The organism is Microbulbifer sp. (assembly GCF_036563125.1).
Taxonomy (GTDB): Bacteria; Pseudomonadota; Gammaproteobacteria; order Pseudomonadales; family Cellvibrionaceae; genus Microbulbifer.
On the sequence record NZ_DATCMV010000061.1, the window covers coordinates 1 to 22,888 of the forward strand.

Genomic DNA, 22,888 nt, shown 5'->3' on the forward strand with positions numbered 1-22,888 from the left:
GGGCGGCGAATCTGCGACCCAGGCACACGCCCTCGCCTGTGCGCTGCTCCACCACGCGGGGATTTCTGCGAGAGATTTCGCCAGCGGCGCTGCCAACTGGCAGTCAGGGCAGCTTCCGTTTAACCGGGAATACCGGCTGAGTGATGGCCACCACTCCTTTGCCGCGGTCCTGTGTGCAACTTCAAGTTACGACTACACCGTGGTAGTGACAGCGGAAAAACACCATACCGTTGCATTCGCTCCCGCAGCAAATGCCATTCCTTCCTGTGGCGAGCTCGCCGTCCGTATCGATGGCGCAATCCATCCGGTGCTCTTCCACATTGACGACAGGCAACTGTCGATGCTGTTCCAGCAGAAGTTATGGTCATTTGCCGACGAGACCTATATGCCGGTGCAACCGGTGAGCGATTCCGGCAACGGCCTCATCCTGGCGCCCATGGACGGGTGCATCACCCAGATCTGTATCGAGCCGGGCGCTACGGTGGAAAGTGGTTCCCTACTGGCAACCATGGAAGCCATGAAAATGGAACATGCGCTGCGCGCCGATGGCGGAGGCGTTGTCACCCGGGTAAATGCCTATGCCGGTGATCAAGTGCACAGCGGACAACTGATTATCGAAATCGAACATGCGGGCTGAGTCGCTCAATGATTTTTCCGGGGGACAGCCTGATTCGCATGCTCCCCCGGGGTGTGGGGGCCGCCGCTCCAGACTTCGGGTTCGATACCGGGGATATGGTGCCGGCGCGAGTCAAATACCGGCTCTCTGATTCCCTGGCGAAGCTGCTCTTCATAATCCGCGAACACCCGCAGGGCCACCCCAGAAAGTAACAGAATGGCCAGCAGGTTCGCCGAAGCCATAAACCCCATGGACATATCCGCCATATCCCAAAGTAACTTGAAGTGATCTTCACTACCGCTGGAGGCGACCCAGGCACCGAACAGGATAAAAATGATGTACAGGGCCCTGTAGCAAAAAATGGAAAAGCGGGTATGCCACAAATAGAAGATATTGGTTTCCGCGTAGTAGTAATTGGCAATGATCGAGGTAAATGCAAAGAACAGCAGCGCCAGGGCCACAAAGCTGTTCCCCCAGCTCCCCACCTGGCTGGACAGCGCGGACTGAGTCAGCGTAACCCCCTCCACCATACCGCTCAGCTCCACATCACTGAGTAAAATAATGGCGGCGGTCGCGGTGCAGATCATCATGGTATCCAGGAACACCGAAGCCATCTGCACATATCCCTGAACCACAGGGTGCTTTACATCCGCGGCGGCCCCGACGTTCGGGGATGACCCCATACCCGCCTCATTGGAAAACAGGCCGCGCTTGATGCCGTTGGCCACCACTGCCCCAAAGGCTCCGGCACCCGCCTCCTGCATCCCAAACGCGCTGTTGAAAATCAGCCCAAATACCTCAGGCAGCTTCGCAATATTGGCGACGATGACAAAAAGTGCGATTGCGATGTAGCAGAGCGCCATGATCGGCACAACAATTCCGGCGAATCGCCCAATGGATTTGATACCGCCAAACACAATGACCGCCGCGAGCACGGAAATAACGGCACCGATCAGCAGCGGATTGAATCCCCAGGCCGCATTTATGGCTTCCGCCATCGCATTGGCCTGCACCGCGTTGAAGAAAAACCCGAAGCAGATAATCAGGAATACGGAAAACACCACGGAAAGCCACTTCCAGTGTTTTCCCAGTCCCTTATCGATGTAGTAGGCCGGCCCGCCGCGGAAGGTACCGGGAACTTCACCCTGCTCCTTGAACACCTGCGCCAGGGTATTTTCGATCAGGCTGGTCGCCATCCCCAGGACCGCAACCACCCACATCCAGAACACCGCCCCCGGGCCACCGGCGGTGATGGCCACCGCGACGCCGGCAATGTTGCCGGTGCCTACCCGGGCGGCAGCACTGGTGGCAAATGCCTGGAAAGAAGAAACCGAGTCATCGTGCTCTTTGTGGAAGCTGTGGCACATGACGCGCAACATCTGGAGAAAGCCGCGCACCTGTACGAAACGGGTGCGCACGGTGAAGTAGACGCCCGCGGGCAACAGCGCGGCGATCAGAATTCCCAACCACCAGATACCGCCGATGCCACCCCAGGTCAGGTTGTTCCCCCACGCGATCACTGCCCCAAGGACATCCAGGATAGCTTCCATGGGCAACTCCACTAGCACATATCAGGAAGGAAGTTTCTCAGATTTGGCGTTTCAATAGACGCATAACCCAAGACTAGCAGCCCGCGAGAAACTTGCTACCAGGAGCGGAAAGCGGCCCGACAACGGGAAGTTGGCCCACCAGCTAGAGAAAGATTTCGCGCGCACGCTGTGGCGACACCACCTTGCGGCCCGCGTCTTCCGCAACCTTTACCAGCGCCTCGATCAGCTGCCCGTTTCCCGCGGTCCGTGTGCCATCCGCGAGATAGAAGGTATCTTCCATTCCGGTGCGCAAGTGGCCTCCCAGTTCAGCGGTTTTGCGGTGCACCGGCCAGATTTCCTCGCGCCCAATCAGGGTGGTCTGCCACAGGGCACCGGGTTTCATATAGCGCGGCAAAATATCAAGCAGGTCAGCGTCTGCCGGCATACCGGAAGCCACGCCCATCACCAGGTTGTAATTAGGCTTTGCCACCATGCCCACATCCGCAAACATACCGACGGATCGCAGGATACCCACGTCGAAGCATTCAAACTCCGGACGGATTTCCAGCTCTCGACATACCACAAGCAGCTCCTCGACCTTTTCCACGGTGTTTTCAAACAGCATGGGTGGCCAGGCCCACTGCCCATTTGCGCGCGCCTTGAGGTAGTTCAGGCTTCCGGCATTACACGCGGCAATCTCGGGGCGGCCGGCGCGCAGGCAATCGAGCGCGCCCTGTTGATCGCGCCCGATGGTGCCGGTGGTGAAATTAAGAATGACATCGGGACAGGCCTGGCGGATAGCATCTGCAATGGACAGCGCCACCTGCGGATCCCAGCTTGGCAAATGCCCCCTGCCCTCCTGCTGGGAACGAAAGTGAACATGCATCACCGAAGCCCCGGCGTCGTACGCTTCCCTGGCGGATGCCGCCATTTGCTCAGGCGTGACCGGCACCGGATGCTGGAGTGGATTGGTCAGCACCCCAGTCAACGCACAGGTAATCACAACTTCATCGGAAACGGGCAAATTGGCAGACACTGGACTCTCCCGGCGAGTGTTAATTTTTATAGCTATTTTGAATTGTTGGTGGTTTGCCGATTACAGCAGATACCGCTTCGGCTGTGCGCACCCAACCAAGCAATTGCTTGGTTTTGATTGTCACTGTGAGCCTATGGCTTAACCGGCCTAAATGCAATTTTCCGTCGAGGAAATAAGCCAGCAATGCGCTTTCGCAGCGCCGCTTGTACCACACCAGCTCCGACGTACAATGCCCCACTTGCCATTCGTCCGTCAGATACCAGGAGAAACGCTCGCTCATGCCACAAGCAACACCGCCGAAAACTATCGCCCCATTTGGCAGCTGGGCATCGCAAATCAAAGCGGAGTTACTCACTAGCGGCAATGTACGCCTGAGCGAGGCGCGCCTGTTCGACGGCAAAGCCTACTGGCTGGAATCGCGCCCGGCGGAAAAAGGCCGTTCTGTGCTGGTGGAATGTGACCTCAGTGGTGATCGCCTCACCCGCCGCGACCTGATTCCCGCACCACTGAGTGTGCGCTCAAAGGCTCACGAATACGGTGGCGGTGTATATACCGTTGGCCAAGGCTACGTTTACTTCGTGCTCGCGGCCGACCAGCGCATCTACCGCATCGCCACGGGCGGTGCTGTTCCCGAACCGGTTACCCCGGAAGGTCCCTGGCACTATGCCGACCTGCAACTGGATACCCGCAGAAATCGGCTGATCTGTGTGCTGGAGGACGAAAGTGAAGCCGAACGCGAAGCCGTTGCCCGCCTGATCGCCATTGATCTGAAACAGGACGGCGACTTCGGAAAATTCACCATACTGGCCGAAGGCGCAGATTTCTATTCCAACCCGGCCCTGAGTCCAGATGGAACGCAACTGAGTTTCCTGCAGTGGCATCACCCGGATATGCCGTGGGATGCCACTGAATTGATGCTGGCGGAGCTGGATCAAACCGGTGCGATAACCAAAGCCCACCGTATCGCTGGCGGTAAGCGGGAGTCCATTTTTCAACCACAGTGGTCACCTTCGGGCCAACTTTATTACGTCTCCGACAAAAACAACTGGTGGAATATCTATCGCGTGGGAAGCGACAAGCCGCTGTGGGAAGTAGAGGCGGAGTTCGCCACTCCGCAATGGGTATTCGGCATGTCCACTTACGGATTTCTCAGTGAAGAGCGCATATTCTGCACCTACACCCGGGATGGCCGCTGGCAGCTGGCACTCCTCGATCTCAACACCGGCAAACCGCAACTGCTGGAGCACACAGGCTGCGACTTTGAAAGTATTAGTTGCGCCGGGAACCTGGCGCTGTTCATCTCCAGCGGTGCCGCAGATTTTCCCGCAGTGGCAATGTACCAGGCCGACGTCGGCCGATTTACCACCATCGCCAGCAGCAGTGCCGCCCCGGTCGACACCGCCTGGTTCTCCCACGCACAACCCATTTCCTTCCGGGAAAACGATCGTGTGGTGCACGCCTTTTACTATCCGCCGTGCAACCCGCAGTACAGCGCACCCGCGGGAGAAAAACCCCCGCTGATCGTGTTCGGTCACGGCGGTCCCACAGGCGCCACCTCAGCCGGTCTCAACCTGAAGGTGCAGTTCTGGACCAGCCGCGGCTTTGCCATCCTTGACGTGAATTACTCCGGCAGTACCGGTTACGGGCGCGAATACCGCGACCGATTGCAGGACAACTGGGGCATTCTCGATGTGGAAGACGTGTGCGCTGGCGCGGAATATCTGGTGCAGCAGGGGCTCGCTGACCCCGGGCGCCTGTTAATCAAGGGCGGCAGCGCCGGCGGCTATACCGTGCTGGCCGCACTGACCTTCCACACTACGTTTTCCGCTGGCGCCAGCCATTACGGTATCGGCGACCTCTCTACCCTGGCCCGCGATACACACAAATTCGAGTCCCGCTACCTGGATAAACTGGTCGGCCCCTGGCCAGAAGCGACGGAGGTGTACCGGGAACGCTCGCCGATCAATCACATCGAACAACTCGATTGCCCGGTAATTTTCTTTCAGGGGCTGCAAGACAAGGTGGTGCCGCCAAACCAGGCCGAAACCATGGTGACGGCCCTGCGCGAGCGCGGTATTCCGGTGGCCTACATCACATTCGAGGACGAGGGACACGGGTTCCGTGCCGCAAGCAGCATCCGCATGGCACTGGAGGGTGAACTGGAGTTTTACAGCCGTATTTTCGGCTTTGCACTACCCGAGCCGGGCCCGGGCATTCACGTCGACAACTTGCCGTAAAGCTCAGGTAAAGCACCGCCTGCAACACCATTCGGCCCACTAATACGGCAAGCGGTACAGCCCTTTGGTGTAGGCGAGATTGCTCCACAGGGCATTTCCGCGGACATGTGCTATTTCGTCGGTATAGCCCCCGGCCTCCAATTCGCGCAGCAGATGGCTGCCGTCATGGGTGTAGACCTTGGGTGGGAGTTGCGGTCGCAAAATGACCGCATGATCCACACCCAGCCACGAAAAATTATCACCGTATTGCAGCATCGCCCTCTGCTTGTCTACGGCGACCTCCTTGGTCAGGTCAAACCCAATCAGCGGATGTTTCCCGCTGACCCCGGCAAGTGACAACAGTGTGGTCGGAAAATCGATCTGCGAAACCAGACGACTATCGGATTTCGCCGGAATACCGCCACCCAGGATAAGCGCGGGAATCCGGAAGCGATCGATGGGTACCAGATTTGAACCGGTCACGCGGGAATCGTGATCGGCAATGATCAGGAATACCGTGTCTTTCCAGTAGTCGGATTTCTCAGCCTTGCGGATAAACTCACCTAGCGCACAGTCGGCGTAACGCACGGCATTTTCACGACTCGCCCGGTCACCGGTATAACTCGCCGGGCAGCTATCCGGAAATTCCCAGGGGCTGTGGTTGGAGGTAGAAAAAACCAGGCTGAAAAAAGGCTGCGAACGTTTGCTCAGCGCCAGAAACTGCTTGTGGGCCTCCTCGTACAGATCCTGGTCAGATGCCCCCCAGGAGCCCACAAACTTGGGATTCGCAAACTTGGTCAGATCCTCAATATCCTCCACCCCATTCCCGAGAAAAAAGCTCTTCATATTGTCAAAATGACTTTCTCCGCCGTAAATAAACTGCGTAAAGTAGTCATGCTTCTCCAGGAAGGATGCGAGGGTAAAAAAATCGGACTGACTTTTATCGAGTTTTACCACGGAGCGCGACGGCCCCGGGGAAAACCCGGTAAAGACCGCCTCGATGCCACGTACGGAGCGGGTTCCGGTCGCGTAGGCGTTGCTGAACCGCCATCCTTTCTCCATCAGCGCATCCAGATTCGGGGTCAGATTTTCACCACCCAGGCTGCCAACGTAGCGCGCACCGAGGCTTTCCTGCAGCAGGATGACAATATTTTTCGCCCTGCCCTGATACGACGCCCGATGTGTGCGCAAGGTGGGGATTTCATCGGACTCAAAAGGCACCCCCGATTGATCCGCGCCGTCTCTTACACTGGCGATCACCTCCTCATCGCGCATCCGGCCATACAGGTCCGACGCCTGCGCCTCCGAAGACGTGTTGTGGGCGGCGTACAACACGGAATAGCCTGAATTCAGTACCAATGAATTCACCAGGTTGTCGTTGCTGAAATATACCATCGATGGATTAAACGGACGGTGCTGGAGGCTGGATCTGGTCACGAGTACACAGACCAGGAGCATCAAGATCGTGAAGCCGAGCTTTGTTCCGGTCGCGCCAGTATTGGCAGACAGCAGGCCGCCTGACAGCAGTTTTTTTCCAAGGAAATATGCCAGGGCAATGCCACAAACCGCGCACAAAATCGCAAGTTTGTATCCCTGCCATAACATACTGAAGACTTCTTGGGGATAGATAAGGTAATCAATAAACAGGCGATTGGGGCGGGTGTCATACTCCAGAATAAATTCCGGTGTGACCACTTCCATATAGACCACCAGGACCAGTGCCAGCACCAGCCAGGTCATCAATATCGGGCTGAAAAACCTGGAGGGTTTTCCATCGGAAATCCAGATACCCATTAGCAGTGGCACGGTATATAGATACCCAATCAAAACCAGGTCTACACGGACGCCTTTGAGAAAAATGCTAACGACGTCCGCTAATGACCCGATCCGGTCGAAATAGATTATGCAGAGATACAACCGGGATGCCATTAGCACCATAAGGGTACAAATGATGAATCTGGCTACAACCGTAAGGGCCCTGTAACGATACATAGATGGAACTTCGCCGTTAACAAATTGACTTCACTGCCAGGAATCTAACAGTCCAACTGTCAAAAATTTGTCAACGAAAAGGCGAGGATCGCTCAGGGAGATTACAGAGTACTTGCAACAGTTCCAGCCGGAAACCGGCCGCACAGGCGAAAAACAGCCATGGCGACCAGTACCGATACAATCCATGCCAGGCACATTGTCACCAGGGTGTGACTCAAAAAATGGTCGCCGATGGCCATTTTGTATACACCCAGGGTCCATCCCAGCCCCATTCCCACAGCAAAACCGATGAACCGGTTCATCCGGCTCCGGAACAGGAACGCAAGGGAAAGCAATGCAAATCCACCGCTCGCATGCCCCGCGGGAAAGCAGCGAGCCCGTGCCGCTTGCTCAGGAGACAGGGTATGCAACCAGAAAGTACTGTAAGGATAGCTTCCATCAAAAAGAGTTAATTGACTGGGACAAGGAACATCCGTCGCCCCTTTCAAAAGGCCGACCAGGGCCACCGTCAGCACCGTGGAAAGTAAAACGATCAATATTCCTTCTTTATGGCTTTGCGCCCAGTGGATTTTCCTGGAAAAAATCGCTGCCGCCAGAGCCAGCCCGAGCACTACCTTCAACACAGCTTTGGGGCCTGTATAGAACAGTATCCGCAGCAGTTGGTCATGCTTATCGATAATCCAGCTCGCAGTACCGGAAATATAGAACTTGTCCTGAACCCACAAATCGATCCTGGTCTGCTCACACAGCAGAAGCGTTATACCCAGCAGGGAAATTCCCACGGCGAGCTGTACAAGCAGACTGCGATGGTTCATGAAGAAAAAATATCCATGGCTCGCTGATAAACACTGGTCTTCACATCCAAAAGTCCCAGCAGCGTGTGGAACAGATTGTCCTGACTAAACTCCCTATGACTAAAGTCCGGCTCTTCCAGCTTGTGTTGTACCTGTGCAAACTCCCGGCCAGACCAGAAAATCATCGGCACATGCTTTTGCGACTCCGGAGCCAGCGCATAGGGAAATCCATGCAGGAAAATGCCTTTCTCACCCAGGGATTCCCCGTGGTCGCTGATATATAACATCGCCGGAGAAAAATCGGTGGATACCGACCGCAAGTAATCAATTACCTGCCCCAGGAAGAAATCCGTATACAGGATCGAGTTGTCGTACGCGTTGTCAATTTCCTCCTGGCTACACTCTTCCAGCAAGTTGCTGGAACAGCTCGGCTTAAATTTCTCGAAGGATTTCGGGTAGCGTTTGGCATATTCCGGGCCGTGGCTGCCCATCTGGTGCAGGACCACCAGGATGTCGCCAGACGGGGTGCTGGAAACCAGCTTCTGGACGCCGTCGAGCATGCCGATATCCCGACACTCGTCGTCACATTGCCGATTGATTTCCGGATTGCGGTAACTGGTGTAGGGAACTCTCAGCGCCACGCCTTTGGAGTCTGAATTGTTGTCCATCCACGCAACAGTAACTCCTGCACGCTGGGCAATATCCAGCACATTGTCGCTGGCCTTGGCTACCCTCTCGCTGTAGTGATCCCTATCCAGAATCGAGAACATACAGGGCACCGACACCGCCGTGGCCGTGCCGCAGGAGGAGACATGGTCAAAACTAACCACATCGCGCTGTGCCAGAGTCGGATTCGTGGCTTTCCCATACCCGTTCAGCGAGAAATGATCCCAGCGCGCGGTTTCGCCCACCACCAGCACAATCAGCCGTCTTTTGCCCTCCACCGGCTGCTGTTTGGCATCGAGGCCAATTTTTTGGTAGGCAACATGCTCAGCGACATCCAGTTTCTGCTTGGCGTATTTAATCGCGGTATAAATCGGTGTTTCCGGATTGGTATAGAAACGAACGGATTTATGCTCGCGAAAGAAGGAGGCATAGCTGCTATTGAATAGCAATAGCATAGCGACGATGGCGACCGAGGAAATAGCCATCAGCTTTCCACGGGATAGCAAACTCCGGAATACGCCCTGATGCTTGATTGGCAAAACCCAAACCATTAAACCGGGCAGTACACCCGCCAATAGCAGATACATAAACAGGCGGGTATTTAGCAAGCCCAGGGATTCGGATGCATCGGTTTGCAGTGCACTTTCGAGCACTTCACTGCTGACAATGACGTTATAAGCATCCATAAAGTACGCGGACGCCGCCGAAATCAGCAGCACCAATACCAGCACCGGTTTGAACATGCGCCCGACGGCAAACGGCGACACCAGGATGTTGGTCACCGCAACAAGTAGTACTGACAGAGACCCGATGAACCCTATGTTCATCCAGGAGACAGGGTATACATCGAGCAAATTAGAAAAAAAAGAATAATTGCCGGTAATCGTCACCCAAACCGACACTGCGACGATTACCAGAAATGCGGGATATTGACGTTGTTTCAGCACGGACATCTCTAACCTTGCCATTGGCGAGTGGACTCACCGGCAGACTAGGCTTGAGAAGGTCAATAGCGCGTTAACGTGATGTCAAAATTTTGTCAAAAATGGGGCGAAAACAAGGAAATAGCGTGTAATCACACCCCTTAACAGCTAGTCAGCCCGCAGGTTTACACAGAACACACAACCCCGGGGCTGTAACTGATGGACACTGACACTCCAACCCTGATATTCACAGATGCGCTTGACCAGGGAAAGGCCGAGACCAAGCCCCTCGCCCCTGGCATGAGCGCCGCGCTGGAATGGCTCGAACAGGCGGGGTTGCTGCTCTGGCGCAATACCCGGCCCGGTATCCTCTACCCGGAACCCGCCATTGAACAATTGCAAATCCACCGTTCCCTCATCCGTATAGTGGAGGGCATTGCGCAACAGATTGGACATCACGGTCCGCAGAAAAATGGCCTGATACTGGTTGTTATCCGGTTCCTCAAGGGTACAGCGATAATCGATACCACGGGCCGCAAATTGCGCACCCCAGATTTTACCCTGTTCCGTAGCCACCTCATTCAGGGACACGAATTTTGCCCCTTCGGTCATTGCCCCTTTTTCCCGCGCTAGCAGCAAAAGGGTTTCCACCAACTCCAGCATTTCCGCACTGGCACGGTGGATGCGGTCGACCTGTTTGATCTGCTTCTCTGAGAGTCCGGCAGAATGGGATAGCAGTTCGCAGGAGGTGCCAATAACCATCAGCGGTGTGCGCAGCTCGTGGCTCACATCGCTGGTAAAGAGTTTCTCCCGTTCCAGCGACTGCCTCAGTTGCTCGAAGGTCTTATCGAATACCTCCGCCAACCTCCCCACCTCGTCCTCCGCATAGTTTTTCGCAAGCAGCTCACGGCCTTTGAATCGCGCACCGGAGCGAACATCATCGGCGAGCTGGGCAACTGGCTTTAGCACTCGATTTGCCAGTAGCGACCCCAATACCCAGGCCATCAGTAAGCTGGCAAGAAAACAGGCCAGCACCGCCTGATAGATCAACTGCTCGCGAGCCTCAAATTCCTGCTGATCCTGTACTAGGATGTAAACATCCTCATCGCGCTGTAATTTGAATACGTAGTAGGCGTGCTCCCCTGAGACAACTTCAGAAAATCCCGGTTTCAGGGAAAGGAACGCGGGCGGAGGGTAAAACTGGTACGCGGCAGTAGTGTACAGCTTCTCGCTCTTGTCCAATTGAACCGCCCGGCCGGTGCCGAGTGCATCCATGGCCACCTCGAGATTCGAACGCATCCCCGTGGATACCAGGCGCTCTTCGACATGGTGGACAATTTCAACAATCCCGAATGAGAAGGCCCCACTGGTCAATAACGTCATCAGCACAAACGCCAATACAATTCGCTGCTTAAGCGGCTGACGTGTTTTCAAGATTCCGTCTCCGCCAGACGATAGCCGACACCATGCACCGTATGAATCAGCGGTTTGGCAAAGGGTTTATCGACGACCTGACGCAGCTGATGGATGTGGCTGCGCAAACTGTCGCGATCGGGGATATCCTCACCCCAGATTTCCATTTCCATCACTTCGCGCTTGACCACCGCCGGGCTTTTGCGCATGAGCAGTACCAGCAGTTTGACCCCCATGGGGTTCAGTTTCAGTGGCTGCCCGGCCCGGGTTGCAAGGTGTGTCGACTGATCGAATACCAGATCGGCTACGCGCAGTTCAGTCATACCGACGCCCTTACTGCGCCGTGTTATCGCCTCGATCCTGGCCACCAGCTCGGCCAGGGAAAAGGGCTTGATCAGATAATCGTCGGCCCCTGCCCGCAGTCCTTTCAACCGGTCTTCCAATGCATCCCGGGCGGTCAGCATGAGAATCGGCGTATCCCTGCGCGCATCTTCCCGCAGCCGCTGGCAAAACTGGTAGCCGTCGAGCCCCGGGAGCATGATATCGAGCACAATCAGGTCGTAGTGATGCGTTGCGGCGAGATGTAGTCCACTGAGGCCATCCTGCGCGCAATCGACACTGAAACCCTGCAGTTCCAGGTAATCCAGTACATTGGCGAGAATATCGACATTATCCTCCACCACCAGTATCCGCATGGCCCACTCCAGTTGCCGCCGCTTGGGGGTAAAATTCTGGGTGCTTGCCCAGTGACTAGCAAGGCAATTTTGCAACTTAATGCGCAGGCGACCGTCCGGATCGGACATCGGCCCCTTGCCTCCTCCCATATGTTGATGCGGAGGCGATGCGCCAGGTTTCTGGTCAACTACTTTCCATATATGATGCCGTCCCGCTGATTGCCCCAGTCGCTCGGCACCGGCCATCGTTTATACAAGGAAATTTTGAATGGGACGCTGGAGACCGCCCCGCCCTCGGGGTTCCCGCTACATCACTCCGGAAGGCGCGCGCCGCATGCGTGCGGAAGTCAAACAACTCTGGGAGGTCGAACGTCCCCGGGTCACGCAGGCAGTGAGCGACGCCGCTAAGCTCGGCGATCGCAGCGAGAACGCCGACTACATCTACGGCAAAAAAAGACTGCGGGAAATCGACAGCAGAGTGCGCTTTCTCACCAAGCGTCTGGAAGAAATTACTGTGGTGGATCGGGTTCCCGAGGAACGCGACAAGATTTTTTTTGGCGCCTGGGTGACCCTGGAAGACGAAAGCGGCAAGGAAGTAAAGTACCGCATCGTCGGACCCGACGAATTCAATGTAAAGGAAGGCCTGATTTCCATGGACTCACCTGTCGCCCGCGCCCTGCTCGGCAAACGGCTCGACGACGAAGTGGAAATCCAGCAGATGGAGAGGTGGGTCACCTACTACATCTGTGAAATCGAATACTCGGAGATCTCCGCGGAAGATTAACAGGCTGCGACAACGACAGCTTGTCGCAGCCTGTCCCTGCCTCAGCGCACCCCTTCCAACAGATGGCGCGCGATAATCAGGCGCTGAATCTCGCTGGTACCTTCGTAGATGGTGGTGATACGCACATCCCGCGCCATCCGCTCCAGCGGAAACTCCTTGGTATAGCCAACACCGCCGTGCATCTGCAGCGCCACATAGCAGGCTTCGTTGGCTTTCTCTGAGGCGTAGAGCTTGGCCATGGACGCGGCGGGGCCAAACGGCTGGCCGGCGTCTTTCTGCCACGCGGCCTGCAGCAACAGCAGACGCGCCGCTTCCATCTCAGTGTACTTATCCGCGAGCTGCCACTGCAGGCCCTGGAATTGCGCCAGTGGCTTGCCAAACTGCTGGCGTTCCTGCAGATAGCTGCGCGCACAGTCCAGCGCTTCCAGACCGATACCCAGCGCCAGTGAACCGATGCCAATGCGCCCGCCCGCCAGCTCGCCAGCGGCAATGCGGAAACCGCGATTCTCATCCCCGAGCATATTGGTGGCGGGAATACGGCAATCCTCGAAGGCCACTTCGTTGGTAACCGAAGCCTTCTGCCCCATTTTTTCTTCGGCCTTGCCGATTACCAGCCCGGGAGTGCCGGCTTCCACCAGGAAGCAGGATATACCCTTGCCTTTTGCTGCGGATGCATCGGTCACCGCCCACACCACAAATACACCGGCAAACTCGGCACTGCTGATAAACAGCTTGCTACCGTTCAGCACGTATTCGTCGCCATCTTTCACGGCACGGGTGCGCATGGCGGCCGCGTCGGAGCCGGAGCTCGGTTCTGTCAGGCAGAAGGAACCCGCGGCGTATTCGCCGCTGCAGATTTTTGGCAGGAAGTAATTTTTCTGCGCGTCGGTTCCCATCGCCTGGATTACCTCCGCCACCATATTGGTTACCGAAGTGGTGGTGGCGGTAGAGGCGCAGCCGCGCGCTATTTCAGTAATAGCGAGACTGAAGGCGATGGTACCGGCACCGGTGCCACCGAACTCCGGGTCGATATTGATTCCCATAAATCCGAGTTCCGCCAGCTGCTTCAGCTTCTCCAGAAACAGCGGGCGATTGCCGGTCTTGTCCAGGTCGGCAGCGATGGGTTTCAGCTCGCTATCGGCAAACTGGCGCGCGGCCTCTTGGATCATCTGTTGTTCATCGGTCAATGCAAAATTCATGACGTTTTCTCACTCATTTTCGCGCACCGCGCAGCCTTTGACGCTACACAGCCTGGTTATTGTTGTGTCGGTTTATAGTTGTATCAATGCTAATTTTTCGTAACGCTCTTCACCGCAGAAGAAGACGCCGCAATGCCCCCTGCTGGATAGCTACGCCCAGGAGGATCAGCCCGAGGCCAGCGACCGTGGCGATGTGAATTTTTTCACCCACCAACAGCGCAATCAGCACCAGCGAGAGCGGCGGCGACAGATAGATAAAGTTGCTGATGCGCGCAGTATTGTCGCAACTCATCAGCGCGCCCTGCCACAGCAGAAACGCGATGCCCATTTCGAACAGGCCGACATAAATGGCACCCAGCCAGCCCGCCAGCGGCGGCCACTGCCAACCGCCTTGCCACCAGATCGCCAGCATCAACCACGGCAGGCCGCAGCAGAATGTCAGCAACAGATTCACCGCGGCATTGCCGCCGATACGGGTATTCAACAGCCAATAGCAGGACCAGATCACCGTACTGAATAGCGCCAGCGCAACGCCAAATGGTTGATCAAATTGCAGCGCAAAGACATCGCCCCGGGTCGCGATCACCAGTACACCGGTGTAACACACAAGCCCCGCCAGCAGATCCTGGCGGCGCAATTTCTGCTTCAGTAACGGGACGGACAACAGTGCCAACACCACACCCCAGGTGTAGTTCAGCGGCTGCGCCTGCTGCGCCGGCAACAGCGCGTAGGCATTAAACAGGATCAGGTAATAGAGGAACGGATTGCAAAACCCGAGAGCGAGATACCACTTGTAATTGGCTCGCCAGCTGGTGCTTAGCTCGGGCAGCCGTCGCTGCCAACAGATTGCACCAAACATGAATAAAGCGGAAACCACCGAGGCGATGGACACCAACTGCAGGGGTGAGAGATATTGCAGCGACAATTTGAAGGCACTGGCCACGGTGGACCAGCAGAGCACTGCCGCCAACGCCAGTAGCGTCGCACGTCGATTGCCCTGCTTCACGGAAGCTGATTGCTCAGTCATTTTATTGACACCGACTGACAGAACCGATGAGTCATACGGTTTTTTTTATTCGACGAAAAATCTATATCGCTATAAACAAAGATGGCAGGCGCCAAGCACCTGCCATCTTTACCGGACGCCAGCCAATCAGCGCTTGCCGCTTTTGGGCTCCGGATCGGGAACCGCAACCGAAGTATCGGTTTTCACTTCCTCTATAACCACATAAGTGTGGGTTTCCCGTACGCCGGGAACGGAAGCCAGCTTTTCGCCGAGGAATTGGCGGTATCCGAGCATATCCTTGATGCGAATTTTTACCAGGTAGTCGAAACCACCGGCCACCATATGGCACTCCTGAACCTCGTCGAGGCCGGACACATGTTTATTGAAGGCTTCCAGCGCTTCCGTTGCGGTATCCGTCAGGGATACCTGGATGTAGACCACCAGGCCCGCATGTACCTTCAGCGGATCGAGCAGCGCCACATAGTCCTTGATGAAGCCCTCGCGCTCGAGCCGCTTCACCCGCTCGAGGCAGGGTGTGGGGCTCAAATTGACGCGACGGGCCAGCTCCACATTGGGAAGGCGGCCTGCACGCTGCAGAATCCGCAGAATCTGACGGTCAATACGATCCAGATCTTCCAATTTCCGAGACATGACAAAATACCCTACTGGTGATCAAGCTAATACGCCCTATATTTAACCACACTCTTTTCTAAAATGGCGATTAATTCTGGGAGACTTACCACATAATCCGGGTTTTTATCCTGCACCCAATTTGTATCAGGGAGTTTAGAGGGAAAATCTATGCCAACTCACTTCGCCGGGGATCTGAAGAACGCGCGCCAGAAGGCCCGTGAATACCTGCATGCCGACGAAAACCAGTGCGTCAGCGAACTGCTGGCCGCCCCGCGCCCGGGCGAAGCCCTGCGCGAGAAGATCCTCGCCACCGCCAGCCAGCTGGTGGTGAAATCCCGCGAGCAGCGCAGCAAGCGCGGCACGCTGGACGCCTTCCTGCAGCAATTTGGCCTCTCCAATAAGGAAGGTGTGGCGCTGATGTGTCTGGCGGAATCCCTGTTGCGGGTACCGGATGCTGATACTGCAGACAAGCTGATCGCGGAAAAGGTTCACTCCGGTGACTGGTCCAGCCACCGCGGCCAGTCTGACTCCCTGTTTGTGAATGCCTCCACCTGGGGCCTGATGCTCACCGGCAGCATCGTCGAACTGGATCCGGATATTACCGAAAAGCCGTCCACCTGGATGAAGAGACTCGTCAGTCGCATGGGCGAGCCTATGGTCCGCACTTCCATGATGCAGGCCATGAAGATCATGGGTGGCCAGTACGTGCTCGGTCGCACCATCAAGGAAGCCCTGAAGCGCGGTCCGGCGGAGAACAAGCCAGGTACCCGTTTCTCCTTTGACATGCTGGGCGAAGGCGCCCGCACCATGGCCGACGCCAACCGCTACTTCGACTCCTACATGATGGCGATCGAAGCTATCGGTGCCGATAACACCAAGCGCGATGTGGTGGAAGCCAACGGTATTTCCATCAAGCTATCCGCCCTGCACCCCCGTTACAGCGAACTGCAGCGCGAACGCGTGATGAATGAGCTGCTGCCGCAGGTGAAAGCGCTGTGCGCCGCCGCCGCCAAGTACCAGATGGGCCTCAACATCGACGCCGAGGAAGCGGACCGCCTGGATATCTCCCTGGATATTTTTGAAGCCCTGGCCCGCGATCCGGACCTGAAAGACTGGCAGGGCCTCGGCTTTGTACTGCAGGCCTACCAGAAGCGCGCCCCCCACGTGGCGGACTGGCTGATCGCGCTGGGTCGCGACAGCGGCCGCAAGCTGATGGTGCGCCTGGTAAAAGGTGCTTACTGGGACAGCGAGATCAAACACGCCCAGCAGATGGGCCTGAGCGATTACCCGGTATACACCCGCAAATGCCACACCGACCTCTCCTACCAGGTCTGTGCACGCAAACTGCTGGATGCCAACGATGCGATCTACCCGCAGTTCGCCACCCACAACGCCTACACCGTGGGCCTGATCCTGGAAATGGCCGGCAACCGCAGCGACTTCGAATTCCAGCGCCTGCACGGCATGGGCCACCTGCTGTACGACCAGATCGAAGCGGTACACGGCAAGCGCGTGCCGGTGCGCGTTTACGCGCCGGTGGGCGCACACCGCGACCTGCTGCCCTACCTGGTGCGCCGCCTGCTGGAAAACGGGGCCAACAGTTCCTTCGTCAACCGTTTTATGGACGAGAACACCCCGGTCAACGTACTGGTGCAGGACACCCTGAAACTGAGCGAAGCCTGCAATCCCTACCGTCACCCGGAAATTCCGGTGCCGGGCGATATCTATATCGGCCACGAAGCGCTGCCGCGGAAAAACTCCCACGGCTTCGAGCTGACCGACCCAATCGCGTTTGCTCCGCTGAAGCAGGCGGTGGAAGCGTCTGCAGGCAAGACCTGGACCGGTGGCCCCATCGTCGACGGCATTGCCGGCAAAGCCGATCTGGCGGTAGTCAACCCCGCGACCGGTGAAGTTGTTGGCCACACCGCCAACACCGATGCCGCGCTGATCGACCAGGCCTTTGCGTCCGCCTCCGAACACCAGCGCGCATGGAACCGTATCGGCGGTGAAGCCCGTGCAAAGATCCTCGACAAGGTTGCCGATCTGTACGAGCAGCATATCGATGAACTGGTGGCGCTGATCTGTCGCGAAGCCGGCCGCACCCTGAACGACGGTATCAGCGAAGTGCGCGAGGCGGTGGATTTCTGCCGCTACTACGCCAACGGCGCGCGCCAGCACTTCAGCAAGCCCACCGTATTGCCCGGACCTACCGGCGAGAGCAACGAACTGAGCCTGTGCGGACGCGGTGTGTTCGTGTGTATCAGCCCGTGGAACTTCCCGCTGGCCATTTTCACTGGCCAGGTGGTTGCGGCACTGGCCGCGGGTAACGCGGTGCTGGCGAAGCCCGCGGAACAGACCCCGCTGATCGCGGCCCGCGCCGTACAGCTGATGCACGAAGCCGGCATCCCGCAGAAGGTTCTGCACCTGATCACCGGTACCGGCGCCGCCATCGGCAAACCGCTGCTGGATCACCCACGCGTTGCCGGTGTGGCCTTTACCGGTTCCACCGAAACCGCCAAGCACATCAACATGCAGCTGGCGGCCAAAGACGGCCCCATCGTGCCGCTGATCGCGGAAACCGGCGGCCAGAACGTGATGATCGTAGACTCCACCGCGCTGCCCGAGCAGGTCGTGGATGACGTGATCAACTCCGCCTTCCTGAGTGCCGGCCAGCGCTGTTCCGCCCTGCGCATCCTGTGTGTGCAGGACGTGATCGCCGACAACCTGCTGACCATGCTGAAAGGCGCGTGTGAAGAGCTGGTGCTGGGCGACCCGTCCAAACTGGAAACCGATATCGGCCCAGTGATTGACGAGAAAGCCCTCGGCATGCTGGAAAGACACCGCGAACTGATGAATGTGGAAGGCAAAACCCTGTTTGCGTTTGACGAAAGCAAGCGCCCGCAGAGCGGCACCTTCTTCGGTCCGCAGGTGGTGGAGATCAAGGACATCAATCTGCTCAAGCGCGAAGTCTTCGGTCCTTTCCTGCATGTAGTGCGCTTCAAGGCCGAGGAGCTGGAAGATGTGATCCGTCGCATCAACGCCACCGGCTACGGCCTGACCTTCGGTCTGCACTCCCGCATCGAAGGCCGCGCCGGCGCTATCTTCAAGCGCATTGACGCGGGCAACTGCTACATCAACCGCGACATGGTGGGTGCAGTGGTCGGTGTGAACCCCTTCGGCGGCATGGGCCTCTCCGGTACCGGCCCCAAAGCGGGCGGCCCACACTACCTGTTCCGCTTTGCCAACGAGAAGACCAAGACGGTCAACACCGTGGCAACAGGCGGTAATACGCAGCTGTTTACCCTGGGGCAGTAACAACCCCTGAAAATAAAAAAGCCCGGGCATCCCGGGCTTTTTTATTGCTCAAACAAAACGCTTCAGCGGGTTATCGCCGCGCCGACACACCTGCGGGTTTGGTTAGCGAAAACCGGTCAATCACATCACCGCGATCGTCGATCGCGCGATACTCGAGAGAGCCCGATATCGGGTCCACATCAATAACCTGATAGGTACGGGTATTCACCGCACCGAATGCGGCAAACTCCGGCAGCTGCTGCTCGTACATTTTGGTACCGGAAACCGCCACCAGGTAAATAGTCCCCTGCTCGCCCGCCGCAACCGGCTCATTGCCACGCATGGGAACGGTGCGCATATAGGCATGATCATGGCCCTGAAAGGCGATATCCACATGGTGCTTGTCGAAGATCGCCCCCCACGCATCCCGCAGGGGTTGATTGTCCCTGCCATCGCGCGAGGCATAAAACGGGTGATGGTAGATGACCACTTTCCAACGGGCGTCACTCTCCCCTAACACCCGGTCCAGCCACTCGGCCTGCAGCTCCGGTTCCACCAGGTGGTAATTGGAATCCATCACCACAACCAGTAGGTCCTGATAGGTTACGTGGTAGGTGCGGCCCGGATCCAGTTTGTCACTGCCGTTACCCGGCAGTGCAAACTGCTTGAGGTAGAGCGCGGGATGTCCTCCGTGGCTATCGTGGTTGCCAAGGGCTGGCACCACCATGGAGCGGTCGAATACAGAGCTGCCCTCATGGAAGAATTGATCCCAATTATCCTGCTCCTGGCCGTGGTCGATCAGGTCGCCAGCAATCATGTAAAAACGCGCGTGCGGGAATTCGAAATCTGCCTGGCGGATCAGCTGGCCCCAGCGATCCAGTCCATTCTGCGGATCCCCCAGGTAGACAAATGAAAACGGCTCGACGGGAGCGTTTGCCGCAGTGCGAAATTCCCGCGGTGCCGTCCAGCTTCTGCCCATATCGGTGCTGACGGCATAGAGATAATCCGTAGCCGGCTGCAAGCCATCAAGCGCAACCCGATGCAGGCGAACAACCGGGTCATTTACCACCTGCAGGCTGTGCAGTTCGGTATACGTTGCCACTTTACGCCGCAAAGCACTGGCTCCACGAGCCAGGAATTGGGATTTCGGGGCCATCCACAACAGGCTTTCACTCACGCTGTTATCGGTGCGCCACTGCACCGTGGCGGAGGTCGCGGGGTCACCCTGCCAGGTCAATTGCAGGTGGTCGGGGCGAGCCGATGACGGATAGCGGGTTTCGCGGAAATACCCCACAAAGCGCGACACCAGCTCCCAGCTTTCAAAACTCCGCAACACAGGCAGACCGGCCAGTGATTTCGGCAAAGTGTTGAAATAATCGTTGTCGTCAATAAACGGCAGCCCGCCAACCTTGGCGACTTGTACATCCACGCCTGTAATCAGCGGTGTAATATTTACCGGCATTTCTCCTTCAGCCGCACCGGCAAATACCAGATACGGCTTCAACTCTCCGGAAAGGCTCGGTACGCCCAGATTCACCTGCCCGGCGCCCACCGGTTTTGACCAGACGTGATAAGGATCCTCCTCATCCACTACAAAATCGAGCTCCGCCCTGCGGGTAAACCGCAGGTCTGTCAGCCAGAACGGTGTCTCGCCATAGGACGCATCGAACGCAACATAAATTGTGGCCGGGCGATCCACCTCAAAGCGGGCAAAGCTGGTGGCCAGGTAATCCCGCTCATCGCGGGAAAGAAATTCTGCAGCAGATTCCGCAGTCAGGGCGATTCGCTGCGCTGGTGATAACTCGACCGACATGCGCTCAATAATATGCGAAACCTTTTCTTTGAGTTCTCTGTGGACATTGTCAGAAGTCCCTGCCGCGGAGATTCCGCTAATGCAGAGCAACAACAAGGTAAGTGTCAGATTGAAAAATAACCGCATGTGCACCCCCGTAAATGATCCGGGAATTCTAAAGGCATATTTTTTTTCATGGCCGCCAGAAAAGTGAATTTTTCATGACAACCCGGTTACCAAGCTCGTTTTTTAGTCGCACAAAAAAAGGCCGGAGGGTTACTCCGGCCAAGCCAAGTCCTGTGAGTTGCCGAATAGTACTTGGAGTAAATCCGGTGCGTACCTAGTTCAATACGCGATAGCCGCGACCCCGCAGGCAATTGCGGGTGATGTAATTCGCCTCCACATTCGAGCTGCCGACACCACTGACCCCGCCGAGTAGCGCACCGGCACCGGCACCTGCCGCCGCGGCACTGCTGGTATCGCCGATGATTGCCCCCAGGGCGCCACCCAGAAGCGCCCCGCCAACGGCCCTGGTTACACCACGTCGTCCGGCGTCATTGCGTGCAGCCGTGGACAGGCCCCTGCAGTCCGCCAGATCCAGCTGATACTGGCGCATGTTGACACCCTGGCTGTCGATCACAATGTTGCCGGCTCCGGGTACCTGCTCCTGTTGGTAGGCACACCCAAAAAGAGTTGCTGCGCTCAGGCCCACAGCGGCCAAGATATTGAGCTTCATTGGCACTTCTCGCCCCACTTGTCGCCTGTTTCTTCTGTAGGTTTAGACGACATTGTGACGGTGTGCCAGCAATTGGAGAGATTTAATCGCGCCAGGACGGAACGGTGACTACTGATCCGGAATTAGGCCCCGGACGAAAGGGTTATGGGACATACACGTCTCATGCTCGACCACTCGCACCATGCAAGCGGAACGGCTAACGGTAGAAATAGCGGATAGAAAGCTTCTGGACCTTCCCTCGCTCATCATGCAGGTTGACGACCCCTCGAAAATAGAGAAGACGTCGATCTCGCGAGGAATAAGTAACGAAAAGGTCACCGGCGAGCCAGCGCAACCAGGGTTGGGCAAGATCGATTTCCAGACAAACATGATCCGAGGCCGTCACGCTGCTATTGCAGGCAACCGCTCGAGCGCGCAGGCGGACAGACTGGCCATGCACTGGCGAAACAAAATCGAACTCCACCGTCTCGCCGGACGTGAGAGGCCCCCAGTGCTCCCGCACGAACGGGTCGAAACCCGCATCAACCACATCGACATTGGCATCGGGCAGCACAGAATCCTGCCAGCGGGCCTGCGCATTCCTGCGGTAACGGATTCGCCAATTATCGCCCTCTCGAATTACCTCGCGGATCTCACCGTGGCGAAAATCCTCCTGAATGACTTCAGGGCGCGCCTCTCCTGCAATCGAATGCGACGAAGTATCTTGCGGCAATGACAAGTGCTTTTCGGCAATTTTTTGCCCCTGAGGATCGTAATAAAGTACCCGAACATTTCCGCGGCCATCGACCATGAAGTATTCGCAATAGCGAAGCTCCCCGCCGCTCTCGCTGGCGGAGTGCGCACTTTGCGCCACCCCTGCGACCACCGCCGTGGTTACAACCTCATCCGGCGCCGAACAACTGGAGGCAGAAATCGCTGCCGCCGCGATCAAGGACATCATGTTCAGTACCTGAAGCTTGAGTGCCGCGCCAGCTTCATGGCGCCGGCAAGGAATATCGCCCACAGCAACGACAACAGCAGCAAGGTCACCCACAGCGGTTCCGATAGTGTCACCAAACCGCCAATGGCGGCGCCGAACAAATAGCTGAGTGGGCCGCCAACGCCACCAAACAAGGCAGCAATGATGAGGTTTCTCTGCAGAAAAACAAATGCGAAACGAAGCGCGAGCGCAAAGTTCACCCACAGGCAAGCCAACCAGAGCGGCACCAGAGCGAACTGCCCACTTGCAGGCGCTGGCAAAAACAAACCAGCCCTGAATAGCAGCGAATCCATGCAAATACCCGTTATCGCGATCACCCCGATCCAGGCACAGTATCGAAGAAGCGGCCCAAGGTAAACCTTGCCGCACTTTTGTCCATCGCGTTCAAGGGGCAAACCACAGAAGAGGAAAAAATGCAGCGCAACATTAGCAGCGGTAACACCAACAACCACGGTATTCCCGGGATTTACCACACACAACAACCAGATGAATTCAAAGGTAAATCCGGCGATCAGCAAGTGAAACACCGGTGGTGGAGACCCACCGGCTTTGCAGCTACTCACTTCACTGACCGCCCCTACAGCACCTTTCGCTTTCACGAAATCG

At 56.9% G+C, this 22,888-nt stretch carries 19 protein-coding genes; 4 read left to right on the forward strand and 15 right to left on the reverse strand.

Annotated elements, in window-relative coordinates; translation table 11 throughout:
- On the forward strand, nucleotides 1-637 hold a 637-nt coding region (locus VIL80_RS04645; protein WP_332034982.1), incomplete at its 5' end, for an acyl-CoA carboxylase biotin carboxyl carrier protein subunit.
- A 5-nt stretch (nucleotides 638-642) separates the two neighbouring features.
- Here the strand turns inward: VIL80_RS04645 and VIL80_RS04650 are convergent.
- The 3 genes from VIL80_RS04650 to VIL80_RS04660 form a co-directional block, all read right to left on the reverse strand.
- Entirely contained in the window at nucleotides 643-2,166 is a 1,524-nt protein-coding gene (locus VIL80_RS04650) for an alanine/glycine:cation symporter family protein (RefSeq protein WP_332034983.1), read from the reverse strand.
- Nucleotides 2,167-2,308: 142 nt separating this feature from the next.
- On the reverse strand, nucleotides 2,309-3,181 hold the full coding sequence (locus VIL80_RS04655; protein WP_332034984.1) for a beta-keto acid cleavage family enzyme: 873 nt from the start codon (nucleotides 3,179-3,181) through the stop codon (nucleotides 2,309-2,311).
- Nucleotides 3,182-3,200: 19 nt separating this feature from the next.
- Nucleotides 3,201-3,461 (reverse strand): hypothetical protein, encoded by a 261-nt coding sequence (locus VIL80_RS04660; protein ID WP_332034985.1) that lies wholly within the window; start codon nucleotides 3,459-3,461, stop codon nucleotides 3,201-3,203.
- Between VIL80_RS04660 and VIL80_RS04665 the strand changes: the two genes are divergently transcribed.
- Nucleotides 3,460-5,418 (forward strand): S9 family peptidase, encoded by a 1,959-nt coding sequence (locus VIL80_RS04665; protein ID WP_332034986.1) that lies wholly within the window; start codon nucleotides 3,460-3,462, stop codon nucleotides 5,416-5,418. The genes VIL80_RS04660 and VIL80_RS04665 overlap by 2 nt on opposite strands.
- A 39-nt stretch (nucleotides 5,419-5,457) precedes the next feature.
- Here the strand turns inward: VIL80_RS04665 and VIL80_RS04670 are convergent, their stop codons facing one another.
- The 5 genes from VIL80_RS04670 to VIL80_RS04690 form a co-directional block, all read right to left on the reverse strand.
- Nucleotides 5,458-7,137 (reverse strand): LTA synthase family protein, encoded by a 1,680-nt coding sequence (locus VIL80_RS04670; protein ID WP_332034987.1) that lies wholly within the window; start codon nucleotides 7,135-7,137, stop codon nucleotides 5,458-5,460.
- 353 nt (nucleotides 7,138-7,490) lie between these two features.
- Nucleotides 7,491-8,204 (reverse strand): phosphatase PAP2 family protein, encoded by a 714-nt coding sequence (locus VIL80_RS04675; RefSeq protein ID WP_332034988.1) that lies wholly within the window; start codon nucleotides 8,202-8,204, stop codon nucleotides 7,491-7,493.
- Complete coding sequence (locus VIL80_RS04680; protein ID WP_332034989.1) at nucleotides 8,201-9,802, reverse strand: phosphoethanolamine transferase; 1,602 nt, start codon at nucleotides 9,800-9,802, stop codon at nucleotides 8,201-8,203. The genes VIL80_RS04675 and VIL80_RS04680 overlap by 4 nt, the downstream gene beginning before the upstream one ends.
- Nucleotides 9,803-9,940: 138 nt before the next feature.
- Nucleotides 9,941-11,206, reverse strand: coding sequence for a sensor histidine kinase (locus tag VIL80_RS04685; protein WP_332034990.1), 1,266 nt, complete (start codon nucleotides 11,204-11,206; stop codon nucleotides 9,941-9,943).
- Nucleotides 11,203-11,988: a response regulator transcription factor gene (locus VIL80_RS04690; RefSeq protein WP_527250105.1), complete on the reverse strand. Its 786-nt coding sequence runs from the start codon at nucleotides 11,986-11,988 to the stop codon at nucleotides 11,203-11,205. Before VIL80_RS04690 ends, VIL80_RS04685 begins: the two co-directional genes overlap by 4 nt.
- 139 nt (nucleotides 11,989-12,127) lie before the next feature.
- Here VIL80_RS04690 and greB point away from each other — a divergent pair, with 139 nt between their 5' ends.
- Nucleotides 12,128-12,643: a transcription elongation factor GreB gene (greB, locus tag VIL80_RS04695; RefSeq protein ID WP_332034991.1), complete on the forward strand. Its 516-nt coding sequence runs from the start codon at nucleotides 12,128-12,130 to the stop codon at nucleotides 12,641-12,643.
- 41 nt (nucleotides 12,644-12,684) lie between these two features.
- Here greB and VIL80_RS04700 read toward each other — a convergent pair whose 3' ends face one another.
- The 3 genes from VIL80_RS04700 to VIL80_RS04710 all read right to left on the reverse strand — a co-directional run bounded on the left by VIL80_RS04700 (nucleotide 12,685) and on the right by VIL80_RS04710 (nucleotide 15,499).
- On the reverse strand, nucleotides 12,685-13,842 hold the full coding sequence (locus tag VIL80_RS04700) for an acyl-CoA dehydrogenase family protein (protein ID WP_332034992.1): 1,158 nt from the start codon (nucleotides 13,840-13,842) through the stop codon (nucleotides 12,685-12,687).
- Between the two features lie 109 nt (nucleotides 13,843-13,951).
- On the reverse strand, nucleotides 13,952-14,869 hold the full coding sequence (locus tag VIL80_RS04705) for a DMT family transporter (RefSeq protein WP_332034993.1): 918 nt from the start codon (nucleotides 14,867-14,869) through the stop codon (nucleotides 13,952-13,954).
- A gap of 126 nt (nucleotides 14,870-14,995) precedes the next feature.
- The gene (locus VIL80_RS04710) at nucleotides 14,996-15,499 is read right to left on the reverse strand and encodes an Lrp/AsnC ligand binding domain-containing protein (RefSeq protein ID WP_318954288.1); all 504 of its coding nucleotides are present in this window, start codon (nucleotides 15,497-15,499) and stop codon (nucleotides 14,996-14,998) included.
- A gap of 150 nt (nucleotides 15,500-15,649) precedes the next feature.
- On the opposite strand from VIL80_RS04710, the gene putA reads away from it, so the two are divergent.
- On the forward strand, nucleotides 15,650-18,796 hold the full coding sequence (gene putA, locus VIL80_RS04715; RefSeq protein WP_332034994.1) for a bifunctional proline dehydrogenase/L-glutamate gamma-semialdehyde dehydrogenase PutA: 3,147 nt from the start codon (nucleotides 15,650-15,652) through the stop codon (nucleotides 18,794-18,796).
- Between the two features lie 70 nt (nucleotides 18,797-18,866).
- Here putA and VIL80_RS04720 read toward each other — a convergent pair whose 3' ends face one another.
- The 4 genes from VIL80_RS04720 to VIL80_RS04735 all read right to left on the reverse strand — a co-directional run bounded on the left by VIL80_RS04720 (nucleotide 18,867) and on the right by VIL80_RS04735 (nucleotide 22,881).
- Complete coding sequence (locus tag VIL80_RS04720; RefSeq protein WP_332034995.1) at nucleotides 18,867-20,588, reverse strand: purple acid phosphatase family protein; 1,722 nt, start codon at nucleotides 20,586-20,588, stop codon at nucleotides 18,867-18,869.
- Between the two features lie 319 nt (nucleotides 20,589-20,907).
- Nucleotides 20,908-21,303: a glycine zipper family protein gene (locus tag VIL80_RS04725; protein ID WP_332034996.1), complete on the reverse strand. Its 396-nt coding sequence runs from the start codon at nucleotides 21,301-21,303 to the stop codon at nucleotides 20,908-20,910.
- Nucleotides 21,304-21,499: 196 nt separating this feature from the next.
- The gene (locus VIL80_RS04730; protein WP_332034997.1) at nucleotides 21,500-22,336 is read right to left on the reverse strand and encodes a hypothetical protein; all 837 of its coding nucleotides are present in this window, start codon (nucleotides 22,334-22,336) and stop codon (nucleotides 21,500-21,502) included.
- Nucleotides 22,246-22,881 (reverse strand): DUF2878 domain-containing protein, encoded by a 636-nt coding sequence (locus tag VIL80_RS04735; RefSeq protein ID WP_332034998.1) that lies wholly within the window; start codon nucleotides 22,879-22,881, stop codon nucleotides 22,246-22,248. Before VIL80_RS04735 ends, VIL80_RS04730 begins: the two co-directional genes overlap by 91 nt.
- Between the last annotated feature and the right edge of the window lie 7 nt (nucleotides 22,882-22,888).

Excerpts from the sequence above, each read along its gene's own strand:
- VIL80_RS04670 (WP_332034987.1), bottom strand. The coding sequence starts at position 7,137 with ATGACCTGGCTGGTGCTGGCACTGGTCCTGGTGGTCTATATGGAAGTG.
- VIL80_RS04700 (WP_332034992.1), bottom strand. The coding sequence starts at position 13,842 with ATGAATTTTGCATTGACCGATGAACAACAGATGATCCAAGAGGCCGCG.
- VIL80_RS04680 (WP_332034989.1), bottom strand. The coding sequence starts at position 9,802 with ATGTCCGTGCTGAAACAACGTCAATATCCCGCATTTCTGGTAATCGTC.
- VIL80_RS04650 (WP_332034983.1), bottom strand. The coding sequence starts at position 2,166 with ATGGAAGCTATCCTGGATGTCCTTGGGGCAGTGATCGCGTGGGGGAAC.
- greB (WP_332034991.1), top strand. The coding sequence starts at position 12,128 with ATGGGACGCTGGAGACCGCCCCGCCCTCGGGGTTCCCGCTACATCACT.
- VIL80_RS04660 (WP_332034985.1), bottom strand. The coding sequence starts at position 3,461 with ATGAGCGAGCGTTTCTCCTGGTATCTGACGGACGAATGGCAAGTGGGG.
- VIL80_RS04665 (WP_332034986.1), top strand. The coding sequence starts at position 3,460 with ATGCCACAAGCAACACCGCCGAAAACTATCGCCCCATTTGGCAGCTGG.
- VIL80_RS04675 (WP_332034988.1), bottom strand. The coding sequence starts at position 8,204 with ATGAACCATCGCAGTCTGCTTGTACAGCTCGCCGTGGGAATTTCCCTG.
- VIL80_RS04725 (WP_332034996.1), bottom strand. The coding sequence starts at position 21,303 with ATGAAGCTCAATATCTTGGCCGCTGTGGGCCTGAGCGCAGCAACTCTT.
- VIL80_RS04720 (WP_332034995.1), bottom strand. The coding sequence starts at position 20,588 with ATGTCGGTCGAGTTATCACCAGCGCAGCGAATCGCCCTGACTGCGGAA.
- VIL80_RS04690 (WP_527250105.1), bottom strand. The coding sequence starts at position 11,988 with ATGTCCGATCCGGACGGTCGCCTGCGCATTAAGTTGCAAAATTGCCTT.
- VIL80_RS04710 (WP_318954288.1), bottom strand. The coding sequence starts at position 15,499 with ATGTCTCGGAAATTGGAAGATCTGGATCGTATTGACCGTCAGATTCTG.
- putA (WP_332034994.1), top strand. The coding sequence starts at position 15,650 with ATGCCAACTCACTTCGCCGGGGATCTGAAGAACGCGCGCCAGAAGGCC.
- VIL80_RS04705 (WP_332034993.1), bottom strand. The coding sequence starts at position 14,869 with ATGACTGAGCAATCAGCTTCCGTGAAGCAGGGCAATCGACGTGCGACG.